The sequence below is a fragment of the Pontibacter ruber genome (genome assembly GCF_023630205.1).
GTDB lineage: Bacteria > Bacteroidota > Bacteroidia > Cytophagales > Hymenobacteraceae > Pontibacter > Pontibacter ruber.
Genome location: NZ_JALPRR010000004.1, coordinates 149,833 through 162,609, shown reverse-complemented (window position 1 = coordinate 162,609; position 12,777 = coordinate 149,833). Strand labels below are relative to the sequence as shown.

At 52.0% G+C, this 12,777-nt stretch carries 6 protein-coding genes; 5 read left to right on the top strand and 1 reads right to left on the bottom strand.

Annotation, left to right across the window (positions count from 1 at the left end):
• The first annotated feature begins 183 nt into the window (after positions 1 to 183).
• From MJ611_RS17290 to cfa, 3 genes are all read left to right on the top strand, one after another.
• Entirely contained in the window at positions 184 to 1,563 is a 1,380-nt protein-coding gene (locus MJ611_RS17290; RefSeq protein ID WP_250431650.1) for a sigma-54-dependent transcriptional regulator, read from the top strand.
• A complete protein-coding gene (locus MJ611_RS17285; protein ID WP_250431648.1) occupies positions 1,553 to 2,899 on the top strand; it encodes a sensor histidine kinase in 1,347 nt (448 codons plus the stop codon). Before MJ611_RS17290 ends, MJ611_RS17285 begins: the two co-directional genes overlap by 11 nt.
• A 141-nt stretch (positions 2,900 to 3,040) precedes the next feature.
• A complete protein-coding gene (cfa, locus tag MJ611_RS17280; protein WP_250431646.1) occupies positions 3,041 to 4,162 on the top strand; it encodes a cyclopropane fatty acyl phospholipid synthase in 1,122 nt (373 codons plus the stop codon).
• A gap of 99 nt (positions 4,163 to 4,261) precedes the next feature.
• Here the strand turns inward: cfa and MJ611_RS17275 are convergent, their stop codons facing one another.
• Positions 4,262 to 7,402, bottom strand: a complete 3,141-nt coding sequence (locus MJ611_RS17275) for a T9SS-dependent M36 family metallopeptidase (protein WP_250431644.1) — start codon at positions 7,400 to 7,402, stop codon at positions 4,262 to 4,264.
• A gap of 415 nt (positions 7,403 to 7,817) precedes the next feature.
• On the opposite strand from MJ611_RS17275, the gene MJ611_RS17270 reads away from it, so the two are divergent.
• Together MJ611_RS17270 and MJ611_RS17265 are read left to right on the top strand one after the other, a co-directional pair.
• Positions 7,818 to 9,704 (top strand): DNA polymerase III subunit gamma/tau, encoded by a 1,887-nt coding sequence (locus MJ611_RS17270; protein ID WP_250431642.1) that lies wholly within the window; start codon positions 7,818 to 7,820, stop codon positions 9,702 to 9,704.
• Positions 9,705 to 9,817: 113 nt separating this feature from the next.
• Positions 9,818 to 12,763, top strand: a complete 2,946-nt coding sequence (locus tag MJ611_RS17265; protein ID WP_250431640.1) for a M16 family metallopeptidase — start codon at positions 9,818 to 9,820, stop codon at positions 12,761 to 12,763.
• The last annotated feature ends 14 nt before the right edge of the window (positions 12,764 to 12,777 follow it).

Genomic DNA, 12,777 nt, shown 5'->3' with positions numbered 1-12,777 from the left:
CCTTTTATTTCAGCTGGTTTACAAACTATACCTGCCAAACCTGTACGCTTTCGATACACATTTCAGAAGGACACCTGTGCGCTTCTGTAACACACGCTGACGGGTATATCAAAATTAAGCAGAACTGCACCGGATTTCCTGATTCCTGCTTATATTGGTGCCTCCAATCTAAATTTCGTGCGTATGGCTACTGGGAAAAATGCCAGAGTATTGGTAGTGGATGACGAAACAGATGTTCTGTTCGCCATGAAAATGCTGCTCAAAACAGAAGTAAAAGAAGTAGTTACTGAAAAGAACCCGGAGAACCTCTTGTCGCTGCTTTCCCGGGAACGCTTTGATGTGATCTTCCTGGACATGAACTTCAAGAGCGCCCTGCACACCGGCAACGAAGGTTTGTTCTGGCTCAGCCAGATCCTGGAAAGAGACAAAGAGGCTACCGTTATCCTGATCACGGCCTACGGCGATGTGGAGCTGGCTGTAAAATCGCTGAAGTACGGCGCGTATGATTTCATCGTAAAGCCCTGGCACAACGACAAACTGCTGGAAATGCTGCACAACGCCCTTCAGGCCAGAAGCACGAAAAGAGGTGGTAGCGCGAAAGCAAGTACTACAGAAAGCTCGCCTATACTGGGCGAATCAGAGGCCATACAGGAAGTATTATACAAGATCGAAAAGATTGCACCCACCGAGGCCAATGTGCTTATACTTGGCGAGAACGGCACGGGCAAAGAGCTGGTGGCGCGGGCTCTGCACCAGAAGTCGTTCCGGGCAAGCAAGCCTTTTGTAAGCGTAGACCTGGGTGCCCTCACTGACTCCCTTTTCGAAAGCGAGCTGTTCGGCTATAAACGCGGGGCTTTTACCGATGCTAAGGAGGATCGTATGGGGCGCTTTGAGGCAGCAAACGAGGGTACTTTGTTTTTAGACGAGATTGGCAACATTTCGCTGCCCATGCAGGCCAAGCTGCTGACCGTGCTGCAAAACCGGCAGGTGGTACCGCTGGGTTCGCACCAGCCGGTTCCGGTAGATATCCGGCTGGTATCGGCTACCAACGCCCCTATTTACCAGCTGGCCGCCCAAAACCTGTTCCGCAAAGATTTGATCTACCGCATCAATACCGTCGAAATCACGCTGCCGCCCCTGCGCGAGCGCGGCGACGACGTGCTGCTGCTGGCCCGCCACTTTGCCGCCTATTATGCGCAGAAGAACCACAAAATGGCGCCCGAGTTTGCCGACGCTACCCTCCGTAAGCTGCAGCAGCACAGCTGGCCGGGCAACATCCGGGAACTGCAGCACGCCGTAGAGCGGGCCATCATCATGGCAGAAGGCAACGTACTGCAGCCGCAGGATTTCAGCTTCTCGCCCATGGAAATGGCGGCTACGCCACAGCAAGCCGCGCCTGTTTTTTCTGCTGACCCAGATACAAGTATGCCTTTGAGCGAAATAGAACGTGAAACCATCCGGCGAGTGATCGAGAAGAACAAAGGCAATATTTCGAAAGCTGCCCGGGAGCTAGGCCTTACCCGCACCGCCCTTTACCGCCGCCTGAACAAGTATGATATTTAAGCGCCTCGAAACCGGCCTGCTGATCCGATTCATCCTGCTGCTGGGGATGATGTACCTGACGCTGCACTACCTGGTGCAGTTCACCTGGCTGCAGGTTACTTCTGGTATACTTATTATGTTGGCGCAGGTGTGGGAATTGGCCCGCTACGTCACGCGCGGCAACTACGAAATGGCCAAGTTCCTGGAGGCTGTAAAGCAGCGTGATTTTACTCAGCACTTTAACGAGAACCCAACCAACCACTCTTTAAAGCACCTGCACCATGCCTTTAACCAGATCAGCTATACTTTCAAGCAGCTGGAAACAGAGAAGCAGGCGCAGCTGCAATACATGCAAACCATCCTGCAGTTGATCGACACCGGCATCATAGCCTTTGATGAAGCAGAAGAAGTAGAGTGGGTGAACGATGCTTTCAAGAAGATATTCAGTATACCACACCTCAGGAGCCTGGCAGGACTGGAGAGGCGATACCCGATTTTATACAAGGCCATACTTGAGCTAAAACCGCACGAGAATAAACTGCTCAAGATGAAGCTGCCGGATGGTACTACGCAGCTCCTGTTATCGGCGGTATACTTTACCATGCAGGACCGCAAACTGAAGCTGGTAGCGATCAAGAATGTGAGCTCGGCTGTGGATGAAACCGAGACCGAAGCCTGGCAAAAACTGCTGCGCGTGATGACGCATGAGATCATGAACTCGGTGGCTCCCATTGCCTCGCTGGCCGACTCGCTGGGTCGCCACCTGCGGGCGGAGCGGGAGAGAAATGTAGCGCCGGAGTATAACGAGCTGCTGCAGGACACCGAAGAAGGCATTTCCATTATCCAGAAACGTAGCGAGGGTTTGCTGCTCTTTGCCCATTTTTACCGCAACCTGAACAAGTCGCAAAACATCCTGTTCACCACCATTTACGTGCAGGAGCTGTTCGGAAGTATAAACTCGCTGATGCGCCCGCAACTGGACGCGCAAAGTATAAACCTGACCTGCGAAGTATCTACCCCTGACCTTACCCTGAACGGCGATGTGAACCTGCTCGAGCAGGTGCTTATCAACCTGATCCTGAACGCTGCGCGTGCCGTGAAAGACCGACCAGAACCACACATCTGGCTGAGCGCCGGCCGTCAGGAAAACGGCAAAGTTCTGATCGAAGTGCAGGACAATGGCACCGGCATACCGGAAGAGCTGCTGGAAAGTATCTTCATCCCTTTTTTCACCTCTCATAAAGACGGCTCGGGCATTGGCCTCAGCCTGGCCAAGCACATCATGCTACTGCACAAGGGAAGTATACAGGTAGAATCAAAGGAGGGTGAAGGCAGTGTGTTCAAGCTGCTGTTTTAAGTCCGGTATAGTATGCCATACTTCTCTTTACCTTTCTGACTCAGACGTTGATCTTACCATCCTGGCTAAACTTTAACAAAGCATACAGATCATCGTTAATGTATTCATGGAATAATACCAAAGCAATTATTCCTTAAAGCAATGAATACGGACCATGTACGGCGTCAATTAACAGAGCTTCTGTCCTTAGCAGATGTAGAAATCAATGGTCCTGATCAGTGGGACCTGCAGGTATACGATGATCGTTTCTTTGGTCGTGTACTTTCCGAGGGCACGCTGGGCTTGGGCGAATCCTACATGGATGGCTGGTGGGACTGCGAACGGATAGATGAGTTTGTTTTCCGGGTGCTTCATGCAGACCTCTACAAGCACGCCAGGCTGGGCTGGAAATCCTTTCTGGTTATGCTGCTGGCAAAAGTGCTGAACATGCAGGCAAAAGGCAATGCAGCCCGAAGCGCCCAACGACACTACGACATCGGCAATAAACTATACCAACTCATGCTCGACAAGCGCATGACCTACAGCTGCGGCTACTGGAAAAATGCTGATAACCTGGACCAGGCACAGGAAAACAAATTGGATCTGATCTGCCGCAAAATACGCCTGCAGCCAGGCCAGCGGGTGCTCGACATTGGTTGCGGCTGGGGGAGCTTTGCCAGGTATGCTGCCGAAAAGTATGGCGCAGAGGTAGTAGGTTTAACCGTTTCGCGCCAGCAACTGGAACTTGGTCGTGAGTTATGCAAAGGGTTACCCGTAGAGCTCCGGCTGCAGGACTACCGTGATGTGCGGGAGCAGTTTAACCATGTGGTATCGGTGGGGATGTTCGAACACGTAGGCTATCGCAACTATCGCACTTACATGCAAACAGTCGCCCGTTGCCTGAAAAACAATGGACTGTTCCTGCTGCACACCATCGGAGGGCCTTTCTCCAGAACTTCTTCCGATCCTTTCACCAACACCTACATCTTTCCTAACTCGTTACTGCCTTCCATAAAGCAGCTCGGAGCAGCTACAGAAAAGCTCTTTGTGGTAGAAGACTGGCATAACTTTGGACAGTACTACGACCCGACCCTGATGGCCTGGTTCCGGAATTTTGATCAGAACTGGATACAGCTACAGGAAGAGTATGGTAAGCGTTTTTACCGGATGTGGAAGTATTACCTGCTCTCCAGTGCCGGTTCGTTCCGCTCCCGCACAAACCAGGTTTGGCAGATCGTGTTCTCCAAGACGGGCATCTTAGGTGGTTACGAGGCGATACGATAACAGGACTCAGGAATCTTGACACAAACAAGTATAAAACAACAAAGGCCGGTGATACAAATCACAGGCCTTTGTTGTTTTATAAAGACTACCTATCCGCTATTAGCGCATTACAACCCGGATAAAGGTTACTTCCTTATCGGTAACCAGTCTGGCGATGTACACACCACCGGCCAGTTTGCCTCTCTCGAACTGATAAGTAAGTTGCTCGCCTGCGCTGCCTGCGCCTTCGGCCAGCACAGCCACTACAGCTCCTCTCATATCCAGCACATCCAGTTTGTAGTTACCTTCCTGTGTCAGCACAAAGCTGATGTCTGTTCTGGCACCGAATGGGTTAGGCGTAGCACGCAGCGCCAGTTTTTCAGCACTTACGGTTTCATCCAGAGCCGTAGCTGCTGCTGTAGATGTGATGGCCAGGTTGCAATCGCCCAGTTTACCTTTTGCTGCAGTCAGCAACTGTGGCACCGCTTTCGGATCTACGCATTCTGTTTCGCCATCTACGCACACCAGCACTTTGTCTTTCTTCTTGTTGTCGCCGCAACGTACATCAACCACCGTAATCGTAATCGACTTGTTTTTGATACAGCCGTCGCCGTTCACCGCTCTTACCGAGAAAGTATACGTACCTGCTGCTGTCGGCGTAAAGATCGTTTCTGCCCCGGTAGTGGTGCTTAGGCCTGTTGCCGGGCTCCAGGTATACACGTTGTCGGCATCGCCGCCAGCCTGTAACTTCACGCTCTGCGGACCATACCCCAGGTATACTGTAGAGGCAACGCCACCTGTATAAACATCAGAAGTAGGCACAGCTGTAACGGTAAGCGGCGTGGTGCAGGCATAAGCTGCCGGCAGGTCAAATGCCTCTACCTGGTCAAAGCGGCTCAGGTTAGATCCTTGTTTGGCACTGAAACCAAGTCCTCTTCTGGCAAACACTTTCCAGATCATTTCCTGGTGAGCTCCTTCGTAGTTTTGGCGGTCGGCTAGCAGGATAGCGTCGCGGCCGTCTACAAAGCCTGGGCGGCAGGCCTGCAGTTTCAGGCCATCAATTACCAGCTGCATGGCCATGTTGTTGCCCCCTTTGCCGTTGTACAGATCTGCATCGAAGCCATACTTGTCAACAAAGGCCCAGGTCATATCCCAAAGCATGGTTGACCACACAAAGCCTACGCCATGCGGAGCCGTGATGGCCGGGTTGTTGGTAGCGGCATAAGTATAGCCGTTCACGCCAAAGTCGGTGCTGTATGGCGCCGGTCTGATGCCTCTGCCTGTAATAGGCTGCGCGGAAGCGTATGTACCGATGCCTCTTACTTTACTGCCGGTATCGCCCGGTTTCATGGTCATCATCAAACCAAACCAATCGCTCCAGCCTTCGCCCATCTGCTCGGTATAAACAATCACATTGTTGATCAGCACGGCAGAAGGAAGGCAGTTTGTCACATCAGGTCCACCGGTCAGGCGGTTAGAGATACCATGGCCATATTCGTGCACAATGATGCCGTTGTCCAGGTCGCCGTCAAACTCTGGTCCGGAGCCATCATCTTTCAGGGCGACCGTAACTTCCTGACCTTCATTCAGCAATGTTCTGATGTTGGCTCCGGTCACATCGCTGATCATAACAGAAGATATTTTAATGGCATCCGGAGATGTAGCACCGATTCCCATTGTTGTAGGGGAGCCAGGCGCGTTGTTGATCACGATTACGGCAATGGCGCCGGCATTCTGGGCATTGAGCACTTTTACGCCAAATTCGCAACCGCCTCTGTACAGTACGGCAATGTTACCGGCAATTGCAGCGGCATTTGTAAGAGCGCTGCAGCCATCCGCACTTTCAGCCAGCACCAGTTTGCCGGTGATTGGGGTTGAGGTTAGTCTTGGTCCGAAGGAAGCCTGCGCGGCAGGATAACTACCGGCAATGGATGTTGGCAAAGTAATCCGGAACATATCCTGATCCGGAATTCCGCTCCACAGGTACATCTGCATTCTTGGCGCAAATCCGTCGCGCGGAGTGGCGAAGTTCGCGTTGTTACGGGTAGTTAAGATGTTACGGCTATCCTGCGCTTCTGCCAATACCGGGTCAGATTGTTTGCCGCCTTTTCCATAGTTGTCCAGCTGGAAGCTGCCGCTTTTCTCATCAAAGCCATACTGGTACCATACATCGTGGATGATGTTGTTCCAGTAGAACAGGTTGGCAGTAGCCGCATCCCTGTACTCAACCGGCTGTTTGGTAAAATCGATCGGGAAGTCGAAATTCAGATCTGCGCCACCATCCGGGCTGTAGTTAAGCTGATAATTGTTGTTGTTGTCCGGGTCTTCGTAAGCAAACACGTTGCTGCCACGTGTTCTGCTCTCAATGTGCCATCCGTTTGGTGAAGCCAATTGGTTTGCAGCAGATGTGCTCAACAGCGAGCGTGCACCATGATTTGGGCTCTCGTGCGGCATGGCAAACACGTTATAGGCATTGCTAGTAGCAACCATCGATGCCTCTGCCTGCGGCGCTGCTACGTACGGCGATGCCAGCGCGTGGCTGTGGCTGTCGTGCAGGTAAGAGCCGCCGGGGCCGTCGTTTTCAAACTGACATTGCACTACCATGTTGTCTTTGTCCAGCACGGCGCCGGTGCTCGCATCCAGGCGGATGTTCCACCAGTTCATCGCATCCAGTTCGTAGATGGATACCTCCCAGGCAAGTCTCAGGCTGCCGTCCTCCATCGGCTGGTACACCAACCGGGCAGGTATAGGCTCCAGCGAGATGCCACCTTTTGAGAAAACTACGGCTTTGTTTAAGCCGCTTGCGCGCTCCTGCACCGAAAGCGGTCCCTTGATGGAGATGCCCAGGTGTCGGGCCGCCGCTGCTACGGCTCCGGCTGCATCCAGGCCGGCCTGCTCAGACTTTACTTTTTTACCCACCTGCTTCTCCAGCCGGTTACCCATCGCGATAACCTTGCCCTCCTTGCTCAGGCTGATGTTGGTCAAAGCACCGTGTATCTCTATGCCTTTGTAAAGCTGCTTCAGGTACAGGTGTTTCATGCCGCTTTTAGGGCTTTCTGTCTCGCTGCTCAGCTCCAGCTCGGCAATGTCTTCATCTTCTAACCCGAGCTGCTGCTTGTTCTTTTTGATGTGATCGAGCGCAGCCTGTGGAATTGGCTTTTTGTCCTGGCTTCGCTGCCCCTGGGCAAGGGACACGAAGCTGCCACAAAGGAAAATTACCAGCAACATAAATTGCAGGTAAGGCAGTAAAGGTTTTCTCATGATGGATCGTTTTTTAAGGTTGTAGTATGAGGTGTGATGAAGCATATACGCTAATTCTTCTAAAAATATTTACAGAATACAAAATATTACAGGAAAAATTTATTGTATAAGTAACATTACCAATAAGGCGTTAATACCTTATACATGAGCCCCTTACAGCCCTTATACCTCAGTTTTAAACATTCCTCAAGTACAAAAACATAAAATAGTAACAAACATATACTTATCTCTATTTTTAAGATTTCTGTTAAATTTCCATCTTTTGTATTTTAGCGTGATAACATCTTTCCAGTATAAACAAAAAAGATGGATGGGAACAGGAGACAGCAGCAGCCTCTGTCGTGGATAACTTTATGGATAACTGCTGGATAAAAAGCACTCCCATCTCAGCTTCAGATTGATTATCTTTGTAGTAATGGAAAATTTTGTAGTATCAGCGCGTAAATACCGTCCGGCCACGTTCGACAGCGTGGTAGGGCAGCACCATATAACCAATACCCTGAAGAATGCCATCAGCAGCCACCATTTGGCGCAGGCGTTCCTTTTCTGCGGACCACGCGGTGTGGGCAAGACCACCTGTGCCCGTATCCTGGCAAAGACCATTAACTGCCAGAACATCACCCCGGAGGTAGAAGCCTGCAACGAGTGCGAATCGTGCCGCAGCTTTAACTCCAGCAGCTCGTTCAACATCCACGAGCTCGATGCCGCCTCCAACAACTCAGTAGACGACATCCGGAACCTGGTAGAGCAGGTGCGTTATGCGCCGCAGACGGGCAAGTATAAAATCTACATCATAGATGAGGTGCACATGCTCTCCACGCAGGCCTTCAATGCGTTCCTGAAGACGCTGGAGGAGCCGCCATCCTATGCCATTTTTATACTTGCTACGACCGAGCGCCACAAGATCATCCCGACCATACTTTCGCGTTGCCAGATATTCGACTTCAACCGTATCCGGATCGAGGACATGGTGCGCCACCTGGGCAACATTGCGCAAAAAGAGAGTATACAGGCCGAGCCCGATGCGCTGCACCTGATCTCGCAGAAAGCAGACGGTGCCCTGCGCGATGCCCTGTCGATCTTCGACCAGATGGTGACCTTCTCGGGCAGCAACGTGACCTACAAGGCAACAGTCGAGAACCTGCACATCCTGGACTACGACTACTACTTCCGCCTGACAGATTACCTGCTGGAAGAGAACCTGCCGGGCTCGCTGCTGCTGTTTGATGAAATCCTGAAGAACGGTTTTGATGCCCACAACTTCCTGATCGGGATTGCAGAGCATTTCCGCAGCCTGCTGGTTTGCAAAGACAAGCAGACCATACAGTTGCTCGAAGTTTCCGACAACATTAAAGCCAAGTATGCAGAGCAGTCTCAGAAGGCTTCGGTTTCGTTTCTGCTGTCGGGCCTGAACCTGGTAAGCACCTGCGATACCAACTACAAGAGCAGCAAGAACCAGCGCCTGCACGTGGAGTTGTGCCTGATGAAGATGGCGCACCTGAACGCTGCCCTGAGCTTTGCCAGGGATTTTGAGCAGGGAGCAGTACCAAAAAAAGCTAAGGTAGCGGCGCCGGCACCAGCCCCTACCCATACACCAGGTGCCACTACGGTGCCTTCGGCCACCATGCAACCGCAAAGCCCGGCAGGCATTCCGTCAGCAGGGTTGCAGCCGCCGCATGCGCCGGGCACAATACCTTCCGAAGGTCTGCAGCAGCCACCCAGGCCGCAGCAGGTAACACCGGATGCACACCTTGCTCCTGTGCAGGCACAGGCTGCACCAGCCCCTGCCCCGGAGATGCAGCGCCCTTCCATACCGGTGCCTCCGCAGAAGAAGCTGAGCAAACTGCCCAGCCTGAAAGACCTGCAAAACCAGGCAGTGGCACCTGCTGCTGCCACTGCTGTAGCTGAGGAAGAGGAGGAAGCAAACTATGGCGCTGTTGTGCCTGTGGATGCAACCCGGCTGAAGACGGTGTGGCACGCAATCCTGCGCCGCAAGAAGGCAGAAAACATGATGGAGTATACACTTCTCAACCGCCAATACCACATCGGCGAAAGGAACGAGATTATACTTCACCTGGAGAATAACGTGATGCTGGACCAGTTCACCAGCCTGCGTCCGTCGCTGCTGGCCGAGCTCAAACAGGAGACCGGCAACCGCAGCATCAGCCTGAAGGCAGAAGTAATCGAAATACAGGATGAACGGAAGCTGTATACTTCGCAGGACAAATTCAACTACCTGGCAGAGAAATATCCGGTGCTGGTCGATTTAAAACAGCGCTTTGGTCTCGACACTGATTTCTAATCAAGTATAAATTTTATATTTGTATAGTTCCAGATACACACAAATATAGCTCCATCGGTTTAGACTGGTGAAGCTATACTTGTGTCTCTTTACTTTATATGAAGAAAAACCACATGAAAAAAGGATTATCGCTGTTTTTGGTTGTGTCGGCGATCTCGCTTACGCAGTGCAAAAACGAAGCATACCAGTCGCAGTCGACTACTGAAACAGCGGCTGCTACTCCGGAGAAAAAGGAGTACAAGTATGAGACCGTGCCCGGCGACCCGCTGAACGCCCGCGTTTATACCCTGGACAACGGCCTGAAAGTATACCTGACGGATTACGAAGATGCGCCACGTATCCAGACGTTTATCGCGGTACGTGCCGGCTCTAAAAACGACCCGGCCGATGCCACCGGTCTGGCCCACTACCTGGAGCACATGGTGTTCAAAGGAACATCAGAGTTAGGCACCCAGGACTGGGCAAAAGAGAAAGTGGAACTCGACAAGATCGAAGCACTTTACGAGAAGTACAGAGCGACTAAAGACGAAGCAGCCCGCAAAAAAATCTACCACCAGATCGACTCTGTTTCAGGTGTTGCGGCCAAGTATGCAGTAGCCAACGAGTATGACAAAATCCTGGGTGCCATCGGTGCCAAAGGAACGAACGCTTATACCTGGGTAGACCAGACCGTGTATACCAACAATATCCCAAGCAACCAGCTCGAGCGCTGGGTAGCACTGGAAGCTGACCGATTTGGTGATATGGTGCCGCGCATTTTCCACACCGAGTTGGAAGCAGTATACGAAGAGAAAAACCGCACCCTGGACAGCGACGGCCGCAAAGTAGCTGAAGTAATCAACACGGCGCTGTTCCCGACGCACCAGTACGGCACGCAAACCACCATCGGTACCATCGAGCACCTGAAAAACCCGTCGATCACGGAGATCAAGAAGTACTACAACACCTACTATGTGCCGAACAACATGGCCATTGCGCTGAGCGGTGACATCGACTTTGACCAGACCATCCGTTTGATCGATGCGGAGTTTGGTAAGCTGCAGAAAAAGCCGTTGCCGGAGTTCAAGGTAGCGCAGGAGCAGCCGATCCAAAAGCCGATCGTGAAGGAAGTATTGGGTCCGGATGCCGAGAACGTATCGGTATCGTACCGTTTCCCGGGCATTACCACCCGCGAGACACTGGTACTGCAGATGATCAGCAACATCCTCTACAACGGGCAGGCCGGCCTTATTGACCTGAACCTGAACCAGCAGCAAAAAGTGTTGCAGGCTTACGCATACGACACGCAGATGAAAGACTACTCTACGTTCCGGGTAGGTGGTGCGCCACGCCAGGGCCAGTCGCTGGACCAGGTAAAAGACATGCTGCTGGCACAGATCGAGCTGGTAAAGCAGGGCAAGTTTGAGGATTGGGTGATTCCGGCGATCGTGAACAACAACAAGATCAGCCTGATGGAATCGTATGAAGACAACAGCAACCGCGCCGATGCCTTTGTGAGCGCCTTTATCTACGGCATGGACTGGAAAGATTATGTGAACCGTCCGGACGAATTTGCCAAGATCACGAAGCAGGAAGTTGTTGACGTAGCCAACAAGTACTTGGGCAACAACTACGTGCTGGTGTACAAGCGCACCGGCAAAGATCCGAACGCCCAGAAAGTAGAAAAACCAGCTATCACGCCGGTGGCTGTAAACCGCGACGCACAATCGGCTTACTACAAAGAGTTTATGGCCAAAGAAGCTACAGCCCTGGAGCCGGTGTTCGTGAACTATAAAGAGGACATCAAAGAGTCGAAACTGAAGAGCAATATCCCGCTGCTGTACACCCAGAACAAGGAAAACGGCCTGTTCCAGCTGTACTACATCCTGGACATGGGCACCAACAACGACCCGAAACTGGGCATGGCGGTGAATTACCTCAAGTACCTGGGTAACGACAAGTATACAGCCGAAGAACTGAAGAAAGAGTTCTACAAGCTGGGCACCTCTTTCAACGTATTTTCTTCCGGCGACCAGGTGTACGTGAGCCTGACCGGCCTGGACGAGAACTTCGAAAAAGGCCTTGCCCTGTTTGAAAGCCTGCTGCAGAACCCGAAAGCCGACAAGGAAGCTTTGGATAACATGGTGACCGGAATGCTGAAAGCCCGCAGCGACGCGAAAAAGAACAAGAGTGTGATCCTGAACCAGGCCATGGTAAACTATGCCAAGTATGGCGCGAAGAACCCGTTCACTACTGTACTTTCAGAGAAAGAGCTGAAGGCCCTGAAGCCGCAGGAACTGGTGAATATCATCAAGAGCATCCCGACGTATGAGCACCGCGTGCTGTACTACGGTCCACGTGAAACGGACAACCTGGTAGCGGCCCTGAATGCTGGCCACAACGTACCGGCCAAGCTGAAGCCTACTCCTGCTGAGAAAGTATACGCCGAGCTCGACATCAAGCAGCCGACCGTGTACTGGGCAGATTACGACATGGTACAGGCCGAGCTGCTGTTCCTGAGCAAGTCGGTGCCTTATACTGCCGACATCGTGCCGGTGGTGCGCATGTACAACGAGTACATGGGTGGCATTGTATTCCAGGAGCTGCGTGAGTCGAAGGCGCTTGCTTATTCTACGTACTCGGTGTACAGCCCTGCCAGCAAGAAAAACCGCTCTAACTACCTGCAGTCATACATCGGCGCGCAGGCCGATAAGTTGCCGGAAGCAATGGTAGGCATGCAGGAACTTCTGAACAACATGCCGCTGGCCGATGCCAACTTCGAGAATGCGAAAGCTTCTCTGAGAAACAGCATTTCGTCTGAGCGTGTTACCAAGTCTGACATCCTGTTCGACTACGAGCGCGCCAAGCGTTTGGGAATTGAGCACGACATCCGCGAAGACGTGTACAAGAGCGCCAACAGCATGACTTTTGATCAGATGAAGGAGTTCCAGCAGAAGTACATCAAGAACCAGCCGCAGGCTATACTTGTGATCGGCTCAAAAGACCGCCTGAACTTCAAGGAACTGGAGAAATATGGCAAAGTGAAGCAGCTGAGCCTGAAGGAGATATTCGGTTACTAAGCTTTATTGCCAAA